This is a genomic window from Streptomyces sp. NPDC054961, assembly GCF_053609145.1.
This window is the reverse complement of sequence record NZ_JBSGWY010000014.1, coordinates 56897-74632: the sequence shown is the minus strand read 5'-3', so window position 1 is coordinate 74632 and position 17736 is coordinate 56897. Positions and strand designations below refer to the sequence as shown.

General features: G+C 72.9%; 15 protein-coding genes and 1 pseudogene. 8 read left to right on the top strand and 8 right to left on the bottom strand.

Annotated features, from left to right (window positions below):
* Positions 1–369 (top strand): NPCBM/NEW2 domain-containing protein (locus tag ACWF9Z_RS15555; protein WP_453602361.1); only part of this gene is annotated, 369 nt, incomplete at its 5' end.
* A gap of 110 nt (positions 370–479) precedes the next feature.
* On the opposite strand, the pseudogene ACWF9Z_RS15550 reads toward ACWF9Z_RS15555, so the two are convergent.
* Positions 480–1489, bottom strand: a pseudogene (locus ACWF9Z_RS15550) (GlxA family transcriptional regulator).
* 71 nt (positions 1490–1560) lie between these two features.
* On the opposite strand from ACWF9Z_RS15550, the gene ACWF9Z_RS15545 reads away from it, so the two are divergent.
* Together ACWF9Z_RS15545 and ACWF9Z_RS15540 are read left to right on the top strand one after the other, a co-directional pair.
* Positions 1561–2250, top strand: a complete 690-nt coding sequence (locus ACWF9Z_RS15545) for an alpha/beta fold hydrolase (RefSeq protein WP_453602358.1) — start codon at positions 1561–1563, stop codon at positions 2248–2250.
* Positions 2251–2611: 361 nt separating this feature from the next.
* The gene (locus ACWF9Z_RS15540) at positions 2612–3031 is read left to right on the top strand and encodes an SSI family serine proteinase inhibitor (protein WP_453602355.1); all 420 of its coding nucleotides are present in this window, start codon (positions 2612–2614) and stop codon (positions 3029–3031) included.
* Between the two features lie 322 nt (positions 3032–3353).
* Here ACWF9Z_RS15540 and ACWF9Z_RS15535 read toward each other — a convergent pair whose 3' ends face one another.
* From ACWF9Z_RS15535 to ACWF9Z_RS15510, 6 genes are all read right to left on the bottom strand, one after another.
* Complete coding sequence (locus tag ACWF9Z_RS15535; protein WP_453602353.1) at positions 3354–4259, bottom strand: NAD-dependent protein deacetylase; 906 nt, start codon at positions 4257–4259, stop codon at positions 3354–3356.
* Positions 4260–4352: 93 nt separating this feature from the next.
* On the bottom strand, positions 4353–6953 hold the full coding sequence (gene rph / locus ACWF9Z_RS15530) for a rifamycin-inactivating phosphotransferase (RefSeq protein ID WP_453602350.1): 2601 nt from the start codon (positions 6951–6953) through the stop codon (positions 4353–4355).
* Between the two features lie 270 nt (positions 6954–7223).
* Positions 7224–7901 (bottom strand): hypothetical protein, encoded by a 678-nt coding sequence (locus ACWF9Z_RS15525; protein WP_453602347.1) that lies wholly within the window; start codon positions 7899–7901, stop codon positions 7224–7226.
* Entirely contained in the window at positions 7898–9133 is a 1236-nt protein-coding gene (locus ACWF9Z_RS15520; protein WP_453602344.1) for a 2-isopropylmalate synthase, read from the bottom strand. Before ACWF9Z_RS15520 ends, ACWF9Z_RS15525 begins: the two co-directional genes overlap by 4 nt.
* 265 nt (positions 9134–9398) lie before the next feature.
* Positions 9399–10889 carry an MFS transporter gene (locus ACWF9Z_RS15515; RefSeq protein ID WP_453602341.1) on the bottom strand — a complete coding sequence of 497 codons (1491 nt, stop codon included), beginning with the start codon at positions 10887–10889 and terminating at the stop codon, positions 9399–9401.
* Entirely contained in the window at positions 10886–12091 is a 1206-nt protein-coding gene (locus ACWF9Z_RS15510) for a M20 metallopeptidase family protein (protein ID WP_453602338.1), read from the bottom strand. Before ACWF9Z_RS15510 ends, ACWF9Z_RS15515 begins: the two co-directional genes overlap by 4 nt.
* A 233-nt stretch (positions 12092–12324) precedes the next feature.
* On the opposite strand from ACWF9Z_RS15510, the gene ACWF9Z_RS15505 reads away from it, so the two are divergent.
* The 4 genes from ACWF9Z_RS15505 (at position 12325) to ACWF9Z_RS15490 (ending at position 15313) form a co-directional block, all read left to right on the top strand.
* Positions 12325–13392: an Lrp/AsnC family transcriptional regulator gene (locus ACWF9Z_RS15505; protein ID WP_453602335.1), complete on the top strand. Its 1068-nt coding sequence runs from the start codon at positions 12325–12327 to the stop codon at positions 13390–13392.
* A 166-nt stretch (positions 13393–13558) separates the two neighbouring features.
* Positions 13559–14215, top strand: coding sequence for a class I SAM-dependent methyltransferase (locus tag ACWF9Z_RS15500; RefSeq protein ID WP_453602332.1), 657 nt, complete (start codon positions 13559–13561; stop codon positions 14213–14215).
* Positions 14216–14351: 136 nt separating this feature from the next.
* A complete protein-coding gene (locus ACWF9Z_RS15495; protein WP_453602330.1) occupies positions 14352–14726 on the top strand; it encodes a PadR family transcriptional regulator in 375 nt (124 codons plus the stop codon).
* On the top strand, positions 14723–15313 hold the full coding sequence (locus tag ACWF9Z_RS15490; protein ID WP_453602327.1) for an HAAS signaling domain-containing protein: 591 nt from the start codon (positions 14723–14725) through the stop codon (positions 15311–15313). The genes ACWF9Z_RS15495 and ACWF9Z_RS15490 overlap by 4 nt, the downstream gene beginning before the upstream one ends.
* Before the next feature lie 66 nt (positions 15314–15379).
* Here ACWF9Z_RS15490 and ACWF9Z_RS15485 read toward each other — a convergent pair whose 3' ends face one another.
* Positions 15380–16882: a lipase family protein gene (locus tag ACWF9Z_RS15485; protein WP_453602324.1), complete on the bottom strand. Its 1503-nt coding sequence runs from the start codon at positions 16880–16882 to the stop codon at positions 15380–15382.
* Positions 16883–17105: 223 nt separating this feature from the next.
* Between ACWF9Z_RS15485 and ACWF9Z_RS15480 the strand changes: the two genes are divergently transcribed.
* Positions 17106–17699, top strand: a complete 594-nt coding sequence (locus ACWF9Z_RS15480) for a hypothetical protein (RefSeq protein WP_453602321.1) — start codon at positions 17106–17108, stop codon at positions 17697–17699.
* Positions 17700–17736 lie beyond the last annotated feature (37 nt).

Sequence of the window (17736 nt, the reverse complement as noted above, 5' to 3'; positions counted from 1 at the left end):
GGCACCGTCCAGAAGGACAAGAGCGTCGACGGGCACCCGATCAAGCTGAACGGCGCCGCCTACACCAGGGGGATCGGTACGCACGCCAACAGTGCGGTCACCTACGCCTTGAACGGTGGGTACGCGCGGTTCCAGTCGGACGTCGGTGTGGATGACGAGGTGGGGGCGAACGCGACGGTCAAGTTCGAGGTCTGGGGCGACGGCGTCAAGCTGTACGAGAGCCCTGCGGTCATGACGCCGTCGAGTGCGACGCAGTCCATCGACGTCAGCGTCGCCGGCGTGAACTCGCTGGTGCTCAAGGCGACGGACGCGGGTGACGGCATCAACAGCGACCACGCCGACTGGGCCGGAGCCCAGCTGCTGCGCTGACACCGGCCGTCCGGGGCCGGCGGGAGCCCTCGGGGCACCCGCCGGCCCTGCGGCGTCCGCGCACCGCTCGGCGAACCGGGCCCGCTTTCCTCCCCCCCGGTCCCGGGACATCACGGCTGGGCGGTGACCGCCCGGGCCCGGAACGTCTGCCGGTACACCATCGGCGCGACGCCGATCGCCTGTGCCATGTGCCGTCGCAGCGAGGCGCCCGTACCCAGCCCGGCCTCCTGTGCGATGCGGTCCACCGGCAGATCGGTGACCTCCAGCAGCCGTCGGGCGTGCTCGATGCGCTGCCGCGTCAGCCACTGGCCGGGCGTCATCCCGACTTCGTCGCGGAACCGGCGCGAGAAGGTCCGTACGCTCATGCCCGCGTGCCGTGCCAGTTCCGCGAGCGCGACCGGATGGCCGAGCCGGCTCAGCGCCCACTCGCGGGTGGCCGCGGTGCTCGCCTGCGAGACCTCGGGCACCGGCCGCTCGATGAACTGCGCCTGCCCGCCTTCCCGCCACGGCGGAACGACGCACAGCCGGGCGACCCGATTGGCCACCGCGCTGCCGTGGTCACGGCGCAGCAGGTGCAGGCAGAGATCCACTCCGGCGGCGACCCCGGCGGCCGTGAGCACCTGGCCGCCGTCCACGAAGAGGACGTCCGCGTCGACCCGGACCCGGGGGAAGGCCCGCTGGAAGTGCTCCGCCTCGTTCCAGTGGGTGGTCGCCCGGCGGCCGTCGAGGAGTCCCGCGGTCGCGAGCACGTAGGAGGCCGTGCACATCGAGACGATGCGTGCGCCCGGGGGGGGAGTCGGGAAAGCGCCCGGGCCAACTCGGCGGGCAGCCAGTCCACCGCACCGGCGTCCGTGCCGTCGGCGCCCGGTCCACAGGTGAAGGGCGGGATGACGAGGGTGTCCGCGGTCGCGACCGCCTCCGCACCGTGCTCGACCGTGATGCTGAAGTCGGCGCTGGTGCGGACCGGCCGGCCGTCGATGCTGCAGGTGAGGATCTCGTACAGCGGTGCCCCGTCGGGGCCTTGGGCCGTACCGAAGATCCGTACGGGAATGGTCATCTCGAAGGGGTAGACCCCGTCGAGGGCCAGAACGACGACCCGGTGGGTCACCTCAGACGTCATGGCCAGATCTTTTCACATCGTGTCGCTCCGGCCACTCGAACACCTGGATGCCGCCCGGCATCCTCGATCACATGAGCCTGACAGAGACCACCTACATCCTCGTTCCCGGAGCCTGGCACGGCGCCTGGACCTTCGAGCCGCTCGCCCGTGAACTGCGGCGCGCCGGCCACCACGCCTATCCGCTGACGCTGACCGGACTGGGCAGTCGCAAGCACCTGCTGACCCCCTCGGTGAACCTGGACACCCACATCGCGGACGTGGTGAACCTGTTGGAGGACGAGGAGGTCACCGACGCCGTACTGGTCGCCCACAGCTACGGCGGCATGGTCATCACCGGCGCCGCCGACCGGGTCCCGGAGCGGGTGAAGGGGCTCGTGTACGTGGACGCGATGGTCCCCGAGGACGGTCAGTCCACTTGGTCCCTGGTGACGGACAACGAGCGCGCGTGGTACCTCGACGGCGCCGGAGACAACGGATACACCAGCGCCCCGCTCCCCTTCTTCGACCCGCGCGCCACCCCGCACCCGCTGGCCTCGCTGCTCCAGGCGGTCCGCCTGGAGGGCGACCTGACCCGCTTCGCGGACAAGTCGTACGTGTACGCCACGCGGTGGCCGACGCCGTCACCGTTCACGGAGCTGTACGAGCGGCTGAGCGGCTCGCCCCAGTGGCGCACGCACGCCGTCGAAAGCGGTCACAACGTCATGCGGGAGGTACCGGATCAGCTGCTGGAGGTGCTCCTGAGCCACGCCTCCGCGACGTGAACGTCGCGTCGGCTCCGCGCGCGTGCCGCGTGCGTCGTCCGGGGCGGGAGGGGCGGTGGCACGGCGCTATCCGGTCAGCCTGGATGGACGTTCGATGAACCGCGCGCGGCCGACCGCAGGTCAACCGCCCCTCAGGGGGGCGACACGCCGGGTGTCACCCTCCGTTTTCGCTTGATCGCGCAGGGCTCGCACCCATCTGAGCTGCCCGAACGACCATTCGGTCGTGCCTGAGGGGGAGGGGTGTCCGTAAATCGGTGTTCGATGTGCGCGCACCCTTCGTACGCGGCAAGCTGAGCGGTGTCCAGTCGATGTAACACAGGCAACTGCTGCGTGTTTCCTTTGAATTGAAAGTGAGTCCGTCGTGCGTCACCGCATCGCTGCCGTCTCCGCCGCTGCCCTCCTGACCCTGGCAGGCGCCACCGGCATCGCGGAGGCAAAGCCCGCCAGCCTGTACGCCCCGTCCGCCGTGGTCCTCGCCGTCGCCCAGGGCGAGGACGCGTCCACCGTGGTGCGGGCGTCCGCCCTCAGCTGCGCGCCTACCGCCCAGGGCACGCACCCCGACCCCAAGGCCGCGTGTGCGGCCCTCAAGGCCACCGCCGGCACCCTCGAGACGCTTCTGGCCGCCCCGGACTCCAACCGTGCGTGTCCGATGCACTACGACCCCGTCACCGTCTCCGCGGACGGCGTCTGGCAGGGCAAGCGCGTCTCCTGGAAGCACACCTTCTCCAACGGGTGCGTCATGGCCGCGACCTTCAACGGGAACGCCGTCTTCGCGTTCTGACGGCCGCTGCCCGCACCCCGTCCGGCCCGTCCGGCCCGCCCGGCCCCGTACGTCCGCACCCGCCCCCTCCCCGGCGGGTGCGGGTGTGCGGGGCCGTGCCGTTCGCCCAGGAGAGGGCCAGTGCCTCGTGGAGCTGTGGCGGGCGGTGTTTCCACACCTGGTGCCGCGTCAGGCAACGTTCGCCCCGTCGCGACGCCCGGCACGCACGCTCGCCGCACCGGCCGAAAGCCCAAGTACGTCCCGTACGAGCGCTTGCGGCCGGCACGCCGAGAGCACGCACCGGACGCCGCTCCTCAAGGGGCAAACCTTGCCCGACGCGGCACTAGACCGGCGGCGCGGCCTCGCCGTCGACAGGAACGTCCAACTGGTCGGCCACGGCGGCGAGGGCCCTCCCCAGGGGGAGCGCGACCCGGGTGACGGCGTGCTGGTCGCCCCGGGTCACGTCCCGGTTGACGATCAGCACCGGCTTCCCGGCCTGGGCCGCCTGACGCACGAACCGCAGCCCGGACATCACGGTCAGGGAGGACCCCAGGACCAGCAGGGAAGCCGCCCCACGGACCAGCTCGCGGCAGCCCTCGACCCGCCGTGGTGGGACGGCTTCGCCGAAGAACACCACGTCCGGCTTGAGGATGCCGCCGCACACCGCGCAGGGCACCACGCGGAAGGCCCCGACCTGTTCATCGGTGAGGTCGGCGTCACCGTCCGGATTGATCCCGGCCGCCATCGGATCGAACCCGGGGTTGGCTTCCTCGAGCCGCACGGCGAGCTCGGGGCGGGCGCTGAAGTCACCGCAGGACAGGCAGACGACCCGGTGCAGGCTTCCGTGCAGTTCCACCACGCCGGCACTGCCGGCCACCTGGTGCAGCCCGTCCACGTTCTGGGTGATCACCCCCGCGAGCAACCCGCTCCGCCCGAACGCGGCCACCGCCCGGTGTCCGGCGTTCGGGCGGGCGCGGCCGAAGGTGCGCCAGCCGAGGTGGCTGCGGGCCCAGTACCGGCGCCGCGCCTGGGCGCTGCCGGTGAAATCCTGGTAGGTCATCGGGGTGTGCCGCCTCAGGCTCCCCCCTTCGCTCCGGTAGTCGGGGATGCCCGACTCCGTGGAGATGCCCGCCCCGCTCACCACCAGCACCCCGCCGGCGCTCAGTACCTCTGCGACCGGCGTGACGCTCGTGGTGCCCGCGGGCAGACCCTCGGCGGCGGTCCAGCTCAACGTGGGACGCATGCGCATGCCGCCAGGGTACGGAACCCCGCGGCCGACCGGACGGACCGAGGCCGGACGCGGGGGAGCGGGAGAGGCACCTTCCGGGTGAGGAACGGCCCGTCAGGGCAAGATCTCGACGTACCCGTCGGTTCCGTGCACGCGGATCCGCTGCCCGTCCCGGATCAGCCGGGTGGCCCGCTCCACGCCCACGACCGCCGGCAGGCCGTACTCCCGGGCGATCACCGCGCCATGGGTCATCAAGCCGCCCACCTCCGTCACCAGGCCCGCGATCCCGACGAACAACGGCGACCAGCTGGGGTCGGTGAACGTCGTGACCAGGATGTCGCCCTCCTCGAGATCGGCCTGCGCCAGGTCGAGGATGACGCGCGCCCTTCCCTCGACGGTGCCGGCGGAGACGGCCAGGCCCGTCAGGGCGCCGGCCGGCACGTCATCGCGCCGGTAGGCCCCGGTGAGGGCCTCACCGTCCGATGTGAGCACCCGGGGCGGTGTGAGCGCCCGGTACGACCGGAACGCGTCCTTGCGCTCCTGGACGAGCCGGTGATCCACCTGGTGCGAGCGCGCGACCTCGTGGAGTTCCCGGAACGTGAGGTAGAAGACGTCCTCCTTCTCGGGGAGCACGCCGGCCCGCACGAGGCGTTCGGCCTCCTCCAGCAGGGCCTGCTTGTAGACGAAATAGCGGCTGATGATGCCGTACTTCGGGTACTCCCGGTACCCGATGAAGGTTCTGACCCGGTCGATCATCCGCTTGGCCTCTTCAGCTTTGCGGTCCCCGTCGGGCAGCACGCGCAGCCGCGACAGGACGTCCTGTTCCTTCTGCAGCGCCCTCCGCCGCCCTTGCTCGAAGCGGCGCCCGGCCGCGCCCGCCTCGAAGTTCCTGACGTTGTCGAGGATCAAGGGCACGAGGGTGGTGGGGCGCTCGCGCCACCGCGGCCTCGTGATGTCGATCTCGCCGACGCAGCGCATGCCGTACCGGTCCAGGTAGGCCTCCAGGGCCGCGCGCGCCGCGGCGCCGCCCGCGACCTTCGCCAGCTCGTCCAGGAAGTCCTCGTCCTCGACTCCCTGCAGGAAGGCCACCACCTCCGGCAGCGGACGGATCACGTCCGCGACGTCGAGCAGCGCCAGGCCCATCTCCGACGTGATGTTGCCGGGGGCGGACAGCGTGAGCGTGTCGGCCGCGTTCTTCTCGCCCAGCCACTCCTCCAGGGTGTCGCCCAGCCACCACGTGGCCTCCATCCCCGCCATGATCGCCTGCATGCTCAGCGGATCACCGAGGACGCGCTTGTGCTCCTCGAAGGCCTCCAGCAGGAAGTCGAACAGAGCCGGTCCGCTCTTCGTCCGGATGTCGCGCTCCAGGGCGGCGACGGACGCCCGGCTGCGCTCGATCAGTTCGGTGACGATGGCCGGGTCGGTTGCGATGGGGGCGGACGCGCCGCCGGCCGCCGGCCTGCCGACGGGACCCGCGTCCGGGACCGACGGGACGAAGCCGTCGCGGTCGAGGACGGTCTCCAGAGCGTCCCTGACCAGCGGATCGCTTTTGCCCAGAACGTCCAGGAGGCCGGCGCGGCTCGCGGGCGAGGCCAGGCGCCCGGTGACGTCGACGAACAGCCTCCCGCCTGCCTCGTGCATCGGCACCATGGCCGTCAGCTGCCACATGGAGAAGCCCAGGGGCTTCATGGCGTCAGTCATCATCTGCTGATGGCCGACGGAGACGTAGACGTGATTCTCCTCGTCGCCGGTCTCAGGGACCGGGAACAGCGTCGTGATCGGCCGGCTCTGCACGATGTGGAAGACGTCATCGGCCAGGCACCATTCGATGTCCTGCGGGCGGCCGAAGTGCGCCTCGATCCGCCGCCCCAGCTGCACGAGCCTCACGGCCTGCGCATCCGTCAGCGCCGGCTGCCGCTGCCGCCGCGGGTCGATCGGCACTTCCTGCGTGCCGCCGGCCGGCAGGGCGAGAACGGCACGCTGCTTGGCGGCGATCGACTTGGCGACGATCTCGCCGTGCCGCACCGTGAAGACGTCGGGGTTCACCAGGCCGGACACCAGGGCCTCGCCGAGGCCGAAGCCGGCGTCCACGGTGGAGACCTTCCGGTCGCCCGTGACGGGGTCGGCCGTGAACAGGATGCCGGCCGCCTGCGGGAAGACCATCCGCTGTACGACCACGGCCATGTGGACCGTACGGTGGTCGATGCCGTTGCGCTGACGGTAGGTCACGGCCCGCTCGGTGAACAGCGAGGCCCAGCACCGGCTGATGTGCTGGAGGATCGCCGTCGGCCCCACGACGTTCACGTACGTGTCCTGCTGCCCGGCGAACGAGGCCGTCGGCAGGTCCTCCGCCGTCGCGCTGGAGCGGACGGCGTACGCGGCCGTCTCTCCGTGCCGGGCGAGCGCGCCGGTGATCGCCGCCGCGAGATCGACCGGAAGGGCGATCCCCTCGATGGTCCGGCGGATCCGCGCGCTCAGCGCCCGCACGGACTCCCGCTCGTCCGGCCTCAAGCGCGCCAGCTCGTCGAGGCGGTCGCCGAGCGACGGGGCCTCGGCCACGATCCGGCGGAAGGCGTCCGTCGTCACGCAGAAGCCGGCCGGCACGCGGATGCCGTCGATCCGCGTCAGCCCGCCCAGGTGCGCGCCCTTGCCGCCGACGACCGCGACCTGCCGCTCGTCGACCTCGTGCAGATCCCGCACGTACGGCCCGGTCACTGCGGCACCTCCCCGCGCACGGCCGGTCCCACCATGGATGCGACGTCACCGGGTTCCCGGTACGTCGACAGCAACACACGCACGTCGTGCCCTCATTTCCGCAGGTTGTGGCATCGGCAGACGATTCTGCGCCGTGACCCGGGCCTTGCGGCAAGCCCCCCGGTGCGCTATATGTTGAGAGTGGCAAGGAGAGAACTCTCCTTGCCCTTTCGTTTTTCCGCTCCCTTGCCGCCTCGTGTCCCGGCCCTCCCGTGCGCGGGTGATGCGTGGTCAGGGCTGGTAGGCGGTGAGGTGGTGGAGGTAGGCGGCGGCGGTGGGGTAGGGGTGGTCCTGCGCGCCGTGGCGGTGGAGTTCGAGCCGGCCGTCGGGGTGGATGCGCACGGTGGTGGTGGCTCGCCGTGGAGCCCCGTCTTCCTCGTGCCGGCCGGTGAGGGTGTCCGAGGTGAGGACGGGGACGGGTGGCGGGAACATGGCGGTCGCGTCGGAGGCCGTGGCGGCGGGCGGCCGGCCGGTGCGGTTGGCGCTGCTGACGTAGAGCAGCGGACAGCCGGCGAGGACGGGCAGCAGGGGGGTCCAGCGGGCGCCGAACAGCAGGGCCCAGCCGTCGCGGACGGCGGGTGAGAGCCACCCGGGGCAGGGCACGTCCTGGCGGAGCGGAACCAGCAGGGTGAGGAGTTCCTCCTCCAGGAGCCGGCGGGCCGTCCGCGCGTGACACGCGTCGAGCGCCGAGGACGCGTCGAGGGCGGTGAGGGTATCCGGGTGGTGGGCCCACAAGGCGACGGCCTGGCCGGCCGGCCGGCCCTTGGCCGTGTTCACGGCGCCCGGAACGGTCGCGGCGAGGACGTAGGTCAGCGGTGCGGGGTTGGGCAGCACCACCGCCGTTCCCTCGCCCAGGGCCCGCCGCGCTTCGGCGACACCGGTGGAGGGGCCGCGGGGTGTCGCGGTCACCGGGCGTCTCCGGCCCCTGCGTGGGCGAGACCGTCGAGGTAGGCGGCGAACGCCGCGTCGTCGACGACGGCCCGGCCGCTGCGGTAGGCCCGCGACTTCACCCACCGCATCGCCGCCCGTGCCCGCTGCTGGTCGAGGGCGTGCCCCAGCCGGGCGGCGACGGCGGTGACGACGCGGGCGCTGGCCAAGTGGGTGAGGACCACGGCCGGTTCGACACCCAGCACCTCGTGGGGGTCGTAGGGCTGGAACAACCGCGGATGCACGAAGGGGGTTCCGGTCGAGAGGGTGCCGACCCCGGGGCCGACGATGGGCGTGGTCACGCTCAGCGGTACGCCGGTCTCCTCGGCCACCGCCCGCGCGATCGGCGTCAGAGCGGTCAGGTCCGGGGCGGTCCACCACGGTGCCGCATCAGGACCGAGGACCTCCTCGGGGTGACGGTCCAGGAGGAACACCAACTGCTCGGTGGCCACCATCCCGGCCCGCTCGGCGATACCCAGCCACGCACTGGAGACCACCCTCACCCCCGCCGAGAGCGTCTGCAGCGTGTTGGCCAGGCCCAGACCGAGATCGTTGTGCAGGTGCGCGCCCAGCACCACACCCTCACCGGCCCCGGCCGCCACCGCGTCGAACATCGACCGGCAGCCGGCGGGCAACTGGCCTCCGACGGTGTCGGCCAGCAGCACCACGCCCGCCCCGGCCGCCGTCATCGCCCGCGCGTACGCGGCCATCAGTCCGGAGTCGGCGCGGGACGCATCCGCCAGGCACACGTCCACCGCGACCGACGCGTCGAGGTCACGGGCCCGCTTGACGCACGCGACGCCCTCCTCCAACGCCGCCCGCGCGCCGCGGTGCACCATCACCCGCGCCATGGCCTCCGACGCCGGTACCACCACCATCACCCGCGCGTGCGCACTGCCGCGCACCGAGGCAACGGCCTGCACCACGTCCTGGGCGGCGCCCCGGCACACCGCGGCCACACTCACCGCACCCTCGGCCTCCACCGCGACCTGACGGACCGCCTCGAACTCCTCGGCACACACCGCCGGGAACCCCGCCGCGAACACCACGTGCCGCGGGCCGTCCGCACCGAACATGCCTCCCTGCCGGCGCGCGAGCCGCACCCGGAAGTCCGCTGTCATGAGCGTCTTGGCCTGCGCGCCGTCGCGCGCGGACTCCTCCCAGATGACCACCCGGCCCGCCCCAGCCGACTCCCGCACCACGTCCACGCCCACGCCTGATCCCCCACCCTTCGCGGCCGTCACCTCCGGTGCGGCGACCGGCTCGTCCGTCGTCGGGGAAACGATCTCCCAGCACCCACGACCGGTCCGGCCGCAGCGGCGGCTGTCACCCGATCGGGGGACATGGCTTGTGCGGTCCGACCTCATCGTGCTCAGGCGCGCCGGAACGGCGCGCACCGACTGCGGACGCGGTCGATCGGAGGAGACGACGGCGCGCCGGAAGGAGGTCCGGGGGACGGACCCGGACGCGCCGTCGGCGTCACCGGGCGCCGCTCGCCGTACGCGCCCCGGCACCCGACGCCGTACCCTCCCCGTCGTCCGCACCCAGGCCGTCCGCCCCGGCACCTGCCCGACGGAACGCGGTCGTCTGGAGCAGCAGTGCCAGCACGCACACCAGCGTGCTCAGTCCCCAGATCGTCAGATACGCGGAGAGCGCGGGGACCTCCGTACCGCCGGCGACCATCGTGCCGAGGACCACGGAGGCACCCGCGCCCGCGACGCTGCCGCCCAGCGTCTTGAGGTTGTTGTAGACGGCCGTGGCACTCGCCGTACGGTCCTCGGCACTGCCCTCCACGATGACGGTGGGCAGCCCACCCAGTGCCAGGCCCATGCCGAAGCCCGTCACCGCGGACGACAGGGCGAACAGCGGAAGCACGGCGTACGAGGCCATCAGGCCCGCGCTGCCGGCCGCCATCAGCCCGAACGCGGCGAAGAGGGTCCTGCGGTAACCGGCCCGCGCGGCCACCCGGGCCACGACGCTCGCCCCGATGAAGGCCAGCACGTGCGGCACCCCGCCCCAGAGGCTGATCTCCCAGGTGGCGAGCGAGAACCCGTATCCCTCCACCGCGGGCGACGCGGCCAGATAGGTGATCGCCACGGCCTGACCGCCCAGCATCACCGAGCCGAAGACGAAACCCGACACGTAGTACGCCGCCGTCTGCCGCCGGGCGACCGCCCGCACGTCGACCAGGGCGTACGGACGGGCGAGTTCGATCCGGACCCACCAGGTCAGGAGCGCCGCGGCGGCCAGAAGACCGGCCAGCGTGGGCAACGAGGTCCAGCCCCAGGCGGCCCCCCGTGCCACGGTGCCGAGGAAGAGCACGAGCGCCAGACCGAGCAGCAGCGCACCGGCCCAGTCCATCCTGCCCTCCGCCCGGCTGAGGGACTCGGGAATGCCGCAGTACGAGAGCACCGCGCAGCCGCAGGCGAGCGCGGCGAGCACCCAGAGCGTGACGCGGATGTCACCGGTGAGATGGAGGAGCGGCCCCGCCAGGGCGTGACCGAGGAGCGATCCCAGGGTCAGCGAACCGACCAGGAGACCGACCGCCCGGCGTCCACCGTCACGGTCGAGCCGGCTGCGCACCAGACCGATCTCCAGCGGCAACAGCGCGGCCAGCGGCCCCATCAGCGCCCGGCCGAGCAGCAGCACCGCGACGTTCGGCGCGAGCGCGACCAGCAGGGTACCGAGCGCGACGCAGGCGAGGGCGATCCGGGTGAGACGACGGTGTCCGTACAGGTCGCCGAGCCGCCCGAAGGCGGGCACGCTCACCGCGGCGGCCAGGAACTGGGTCGCCGTGAACCACTGGGCCTCGGACGTGCTGATGGCCTGCCAGTCCCGCACGGCCGGCAGGAGCGCCGGCGCGGATCCCTGGAGGAAGCCGCTGACGAGCTCGAACACGACGAGCAGCCCGACGACGGCAGTGACCTTGGCGTCGCGTCTCGCGGGGCGCGGCGCCGCCGGGGGCGTCACGCCCCGTCCCCCGTCGTGGCGAGACGCCGCTCGGCCAGTTCCGCCAGCAGCGCCGCCTGCCGCGCGAGGACGGCATCGTCGAAGACGGCCCTCGGCGAGTGGTTCTCCGGCGCCTTCTCCAGGTCGGCGCCCTCGGGCGCGGCTCCGACCAGCAGCATCGCCCCCGGCACCTGCTGCAGCACCAGCGAGAAGTCCTCCGAACCGCTGGCCGGCTGCGGCGCGTGCCACACCTCGCCCGCGCCGAAGAGTTCGCGGGCCGTGTCCATGGCGAAGGCGGTCTCCGCCGGCTCGTTGACCGTGACCGGATAGAGCATCTCGTAGGCCACGTCCACTTCCAGCCCGTGCGCGGCGGCGATCCCGCGCACCAGGCGGGGGAGCCCCTCGGCGAGGCGCTCGTGGTTGGCCTCGGAGTAGCTGCGTACGGTGGCCCTGAACTCGGCCGTGTCCGGGATCACGTTCTGCTGCGTACCGGCGTGCAGACTGCCGACGGTCACCACCACCGGATCGAAGATGTCGAAGGTCCGCGTCACCCAGTTCTGCAGCGCCGTGACCATCTCGCAGACCGCGGGCACCGGATCCTTGGCGCGGTGCGGCGCCGACCCGTGGCCGCCCTCACCGCGGACCGTCACCTTCAGGACGTCCGAGGCCGTCATCACCGTCCCCGGACGGGAGGCGATCCAGCCGCCGGGCAGCCGGTTGGCCGCGACGTGCAGGGCGAAGGCGGCGTCGACGCGCTTGCCCGCCGCGTCCAGGACGCCCTCCTCGATCATCGCGCCGGCGCCGTTGTAGCCCTCCTCGCCCGGCTGGAACATGAAGACGACATCGCCGTGCAGCGCCTCGCGCCGGTCCGCGAGCAAGGTCGCGGCGCCGACGAGCCCGGCCGTGTGCAGATCGTGTCCGCAGCCGTGCATCCGACCGGCGACCTCGGAGGCGTACGGGAGCCCCGTTCGTTCGGCCACCGGCAGGGCGTCCATGTCGCCGCGCAGCAGCACCGCGCCGCCGGGGCGGCCGCCGCGCAGCACGGCCGTGACGGAGGTGAGGTCCTGGCCGAGCGTGATCTCGAGGGGGAGGCCTTCGAGCGCGGCGAGCACCTTCTCCTGGGTGCGCGGAAGCTGGAGGCCGAGCTCCGGCTCGCGGTGCAGCGAGCGGCGGAGCCGGACCAGATCGGGCTGTAGTTCCCTGGCGCGTTCCAGTACGGACATGCTGCGTCAACCTCCTGATACGGTTCCGGCCGTGGTCAGGGCAAGGCTGAAGCCCCACCGGGTAGAGGGATCCGGATTCGCAGGAAAAACGCAGGAGGACCCCGGTGACGCAGGAAAGCGGGCGAGAGGCCGAAAGCCCGAAGGCGGGCGGCAGCGCCCCCACACCCGGAAAGGCGGCGGGGACGCCGCCCGGCCCCCTCCCCGCGGCGAAGCCGGGAAGAACGCCGGGCTCCGTGTCCGGACCGGCCCCGCTCCCGGCCCCGTTCGTCCTCGACGACGTTGACCAGGCCCTCGTGCACGCCCTCCAGATCGCCCCGCGCGCGGAATGGACCCGGATCGGCTCCGTCCTCGGCCTCGACGCGGTCACGGTCGCCCGGCGCTGGAACCGGCTCACCGAAGCGGGCGCCGCGTGGATCAGCTGCCACCCCGCGCCCGTCCTCGCCGCCGCCGGTCAGGGACTGCTCGCCTTCGTCGAGGTCGACTGCGCCAACGGCAGCCTGCTCGACGTCGCCCGCGCGCTGGCCGCGCTGCCCCACGTCACCGCCGTCGAGCACGTCAGCGGCGACGGCGACCTGCTCGTCACCGTCCTGGCTCCCGACCTCGTCGCGCTCACTCACTGGCTGACCCGGGGACTCGGCTCGATGCCCGGCATCAGCGCCACCCGCACCCATCTCGCGAGCACCGTCTACACGGAGGGCAGCCGCTGGCGCCTGCGCGCCCTCGACCGCGGCCAGATCGCCCGCCTCGCCGCCGGGGAACCGGCCCGGGGCGAGGTGCCCGTCTTTCCCCTCACCGACCTGGACCACGATCTCGTCGCCGCGCTCTCGGTCGACGGCCGCGCGACCTACCGCGCGCTGGCCGAGAGCTCCGGAGCGAGCCCGGACACCGTACGGCGCAGGCTCGGCCGCCTGTTCGCCGCCGGGATGCTCCAGACCCGCTGCGAGGTCGCCAGGCCGCTCTCCGAGTGGCCGGTCGCGGTCATCTACTGGGGCCGGGTGGCGGCCGGCGCCCTCGAGAGCGTCTCCCGGCTCGTCACGGGCGTCCGCGAGGTACGGCTGTGCGCGGGCGTGACCGGCCGCCACAACCTGCTCGTCGTCGCCTGGGTGAAGTCCCTCGCGGACGCCCAGCGCTTCGAGGTGCGGCTCAACGAGCGCGCACCGGGCCTGGAGATCACCGACCGCGCCGTCGCGCTGTGGCTGATGAAGGTCAGCGGCCACCTGCTCGACGAACGGGGCTACCGGATCGGCGCCGTCCCCTTCGACGTCCGCGCAGCCGCCCGTACGGCGCCTACGGAGCGCTGAAGACCCGCGGGCCGGAAGCGCGTCGCCGCGCTCGGAAGCGCCCCCGCCGAGGGACGCGTCGTGTCCGGACGCCGGACGCCGGACGCCGGACGCCGGGCGCCGGGCGCGGAGCGACGGTACCGTTCCGCCGCGTGTGCTGTCGGTGGGAGCGGGCATGATCTCGGTCATGTCGGATCCCACCCCTGCCATCGCCGCGTACTGGGACGCCGCCGCGGCGTCGTTCGACGAGGAGCCGGATCACGGCCTGCGTCAGGAGCACACCCGGGCCGCGTGGGCCCGGCTCCTGCGTTCCTGGCTGCCCACCGGGGCGGCCGACGTCCTCGATGTGGGCTGCGGCACCGGGTCGTTGTCCCTGCTGCTGGCGGAGGCCGGGCACCGGGTGACCGGCGTGGACCTGGCGCCCCGGATGGTGGAGGCGGCGAAGGCCAAGCTTCTGGCCGCGGGCTTCGCGGGCCGGTTCCTCGTCGGCGACGCCGCCGCTCCGCCGACCGGCCAGGAGCGGTACGACGTCCTCCTCTCCCGGCACCTGCTGTGGACCCTGCCCGACCCCGGGGCGGCGCTCCGCGCATGGGTCGCCCGCCTCCGCCCGGGAGGCCGGCTGGTGCTCGTCGAGGGACGGTGGCGCGAAGCGGGCCAGAGCGGCGCGCCGTACGTCGCCGGGGCCGACGCGCTGCCCTGGCACGGCGGCGTCACCGCCGACGACCTGGCCGCCGCCGTCCGTCCGCTCGTATCCGGCCTGCGCGTCGAACCGCTCGGCGAGGACGGCGACCTGTGGGGCGGACCGGTCACCGACGAGAGGTACGCCCTGATCGCCCGGACCTGACCGGGCGGATCACCCCCGCGGCGGAACCGGCCGCCGTCCGGGGCGGCGCCGCACGGCCCAGGGCCGGGTGGAGACCGCCGAGGACGCGGCCGGCCCCCCTTCCCATTCATTTGTCTCGCCAGGTATCTTGCATTGCATGGAACCAGGCGATTCGGCCAAACAGGCCCGGGCGGCCGCCCAACTGCGCAAGGGCGTCCTGGAGTACTGCGTGCTCGCCCTGATGCGGGACCGTCCCCGCTACGGCGTGGAACTCCTCCACGCCCTGGAGGACTCCGGCGCCCTGGCCACCAGCCAGGGCACGGTCTACCCGCTGCTCTCCCGGCTCCGCCGCGACGACCTGGTCGCCACCACCTGGCAGGAATCCGCCTCCGGACCACCCCGTCGCTACTACGCGCTCACCGACAGCGGCCGGGCCGCGCTCGACGAGTTCACCCGTGTCTGGCCGGGCTTCCGCAACGCCGTCGACGCCTTCCTGACCACCCCGCACCCCCCCACCGGAGCCCCCGAATGAAGACCTCTGCCGACCGCATAAGCGACTACCTCGACGCCGTCGAACGCGAGGGCTCCGCGCTGCCCGCCGACCGCCGCCAGGAACTCCTCGCCGACCTCGCCGAGCACATCGAGGTGACGTGTGCCGAGCGCCCCGACGCCGAGATCGGCGAGATCCTCGCGGAGCTGGGGGACCCCCGCGCGATCGCGGCAACGGCGCTGGCCGAGGCGGGAAGCGGGGCCGCCGGGACCTCGGCCCCGAGCGGTGTCGGCGCACCCGAGCGGCGGGGCATGGTGCACCCCCTGGTCCCGCTCCTGATGCTCACGCTCTCGCTGGCCTTCATCATGGTCTTCCCCGACCACTTCGGGCCGCTGGTCGGCGTCCTGTTCCGCATCGCCGGCGCGGTGCTCCTCTGCACCTCGGTGCACTGGAGCGCCGTCCAGAAGACCACCGGTGTCCTGCTCACCGCCGTGCTGCCGACCGCCGTCATCGGCGTCTACAACCAGGCGGGCGGCCCGGCCGGCACCCCGGCCCTCCTGGCCAACCTGGTCACGCTCGCCGTGCTGGCCGGCACGGCGGCATGGCTCTGGCGGGTCCGCCGCGCCTGAGGGATCCTGCCGCCCGGGCTCGAGCGCCGGGTGTCCCACGGCCTGGACCGCCCCGGCCGTACCGGTTCAGCCCTGGTGCCACTCCAGGTAGGTGAATTCGTCCGCCGGGCTCGCGGGCGAGGAGTAGCTGCCCGAGAGGACGGTGACGTTGACGGTCGCGGACGTGCCGAGGCCGATGGCGGCGGTGGGCGCCTTGACGGTCAGCTGCTCGGTGCCGTACTCGAGGAGCTCGGCGGGCTTGTCGCCGAAGTAGACCTGGGAGTCCTCGCCGAAGGAGACGCCATTGACCTGGACGTCGTCGCCGGCCCGGCCCGTGTCCGGGCCGATGCCGGTGACCAGCACGGGGGCGCTGCCGCCGTAGGCGAACTGGCCGCGCGCGACGGCCGGGGAGGTGCCCAGACTGCTGGTGACCCGGATGTCGACCACGCCGACGCCCTCGGGCGCCCAGGAGATCATCACGTCGTCGCGCATGACGTGGTTCCTGGTGCTCGGCACCGTGCCGAAGTCGACCACGACCCCCTGCTCGAACCCGCTGCCGACGATCTCGATCGGCGCGCCGGCCGTGCCGACGGGGGTGACGAGCGTGACCACCGGACCCGACCGCACGTCAGGCGCGCCGAGGAGGCCCAGGTAGGTGGAGTTGGCGTGCTGGAAGGCCACCTGCCCCATGAAGTCCTGGGTCGACTGCTTCACCACGTCCGGGTCGTAGGGCTCGTAGGTGTTGTTCAGCTGGTCGTCCTTGCCCGGCTGGACGTAGACGTGGGGACCGGGGAGGCCGGCGAGCGTCGAGACGACGGCTTTGACGGCGTCGTCGGCCGCCGGTCCCGGAGGGCTCGGGTACCAGTGGCCGGCCGCCGCGAGGTCGTTCCAGGCCTGCGGCACCAGGTCGTTCATGTTGTAGTGGCGCTCGTTCGCCTGCCATTCCAGGGAGTCGACGTAGGAGGCGAACTCCTCTCCGCCTGCGGTGGGGGCGGCGAAGGTGTGCAGCTCGAAGTTCGGCTTCCCGTCGGGCCAGGTGAACGTCTGCAGGTACGGGCCGACCATGGTCGCGATGCAGCCGCCCAGGCTGTGGCCGGTCACGTGGACCGTCGGGTTCGGCTGCGCCTGGCCCAGGGCGGTGGTGAGCGCCTGTGTCAGGGTGATGCCCGCCGTGTTCATGGTGACGACCTCGGTGAACCCCTTCATCGCCCCCTTGGAGACCGATACCGGCGACGGCATCCCGGCGAGGTGGAGCGGGACCACCGTGCCGACGTCGAGGTCCTCCAGCAGATCGGTCACGGTACCGACGGTGCCGCGGATCACCACGGCGAAGGAGTTGGAGCCGTCGGTGTTCTTGGCGAGATAGGCCATGTTGGCGTTGCCCGGACTCACCCCGAGCCAGCAGAGGACCCAGGTGCCCCGGGTCGCGAGCGAGGTGTCGGCCAGTTGCTGGTTGATGCCGAGGATCATCCGGGTGCTCTGCTCCGCGAGGGTCTCGCCCGAGGGGCGCGGAGCGGCGGCGGTCGCCGCGATCGCGGAGAGGGTCATGGTCACCTGCGGGACGGTCGGCGCTTCGGGGTCGGTCGCCATGATCGCTCCTCTGGGATCGCTCGCTCCGGCCGGAGAGGGTCGGCGTACAAGGTAGTTTTCGCCGCGGGATCCCGACGGGAGGCGAGGCCCCGGTTCACGCGATCGGGCCAGGGAATCGGGCGGGGCGGGCCGTACGGGCGGGCCGGTGGGGGCGGGCGGCATGGCGCGCCGGGGTGCGCCGGTTCGCGGGGGATGCTGGTGCACCGGCTGCCAGGAGAGGTCCGTGAGTGATTCGAGCCCCCGAATGACCCCGAGGCCGGAAGACGCCGCGGGGGGCGACGAGCTTCCCGCTCCCGGTGTCATCGGCATCGGACTGGCCGCCGTGCTGACGTTCGCGCTCGCCCAGGGATCCTGGCAGTGGTTCGCCACCTTCATCGCGGTGACGCTCCTCGCGGTGATGCTCGCCTTCCAGCGGCGGTCACGGTGGACGCCGCGCATCCGCTCCGCGTACATGCGCGGCCTGGTCGCGTACGCGCTGGTCGTCGGTCTGTGCGTGGCCGTCGCGCTCGCCCCCCTGCTCCAGCGCCAGGCCTGGCTGTTCCCGATGCCGCGGACGCGCGGCGACTGCGCGTTGGTGGGCAGGTACCAGGCCCTTCAGACGGAGGCCGCGCTGGGGAGCCTGGCCGGGCGGGACGGTACGGCGCTGGCGTTCGTACGGGAGGGCCAGGCCCGCAAGGCCGTCGCCGAATGCCTCGCGGCCACGACCACCTTGTGGCTGCCGGTGTACGGGGTGGGGGTCGCGGTCCTGGTGGGTACGGGTGCCTGGTTCCGCGACCGGACCCGGCAGCGGAAGGCCTCGGCGGCAGCGGAGCGTTAGTGGAACGTTTGCGACGCGCGGCAGCCTTGAGGCCGTC

Excerpts from the sequence above, each read along its gene's own strand:
- ACWF9Z_RS15545 (WP_453602358.1), top strand. The coding sequence starts at position 1,561 with ATGAGCCTGACAGAGACCACCTACATCCTCGTTCCCGGAGCCTGGCAC.
- ACWF9Z_RS15535 (WP_453602353.1), bottom strand. The coding sequence starts at position 4,259 with ATGCGCATGCGTCCCACGTTGAGCTGGACCGCCGCCGAGGGTCTGCCC.
- ACWF9Z_RS15510 (WP_453602338.1), bottom strand. The coding sequence starts at position 12,091 with ATGTCCGTACTGGAACGCGCCAGGGAACTACAGCCCGATCTGGTCCGG.
- ACWF9Z_RS15500 (WP_453602332.1), top strand. The coding sequence starts at position 13,559 with ATGTCGGATCCCACCCCTGCCATCGCCGCGTACTGGGACGCCGCCGCG.
- ACWF9Z_RS15495 (WP_453602330.1), top strand. The coding sequence starts at position 14,352 with ATGGAACCAGGCGATTCGGCCAAACAGGCCCGGGCGGCCGCCCAACTG.
- ACWF9Z_RS15490 (WP_453602327.1), top strand. The coding sequence starts at position 14,723 with ATGAAGACCTCTGCCGACCGCATAAGCGACTACCTCGACGCCGTCGAA.
- ACWF9Z_RS15485 (WP_453602324.1), bottom strand. The coding sequence starts at position 16,882 with ATGGCGACCGACCCCGAAGCGCCGACCGTCCCGCAGGTGACCATGACC.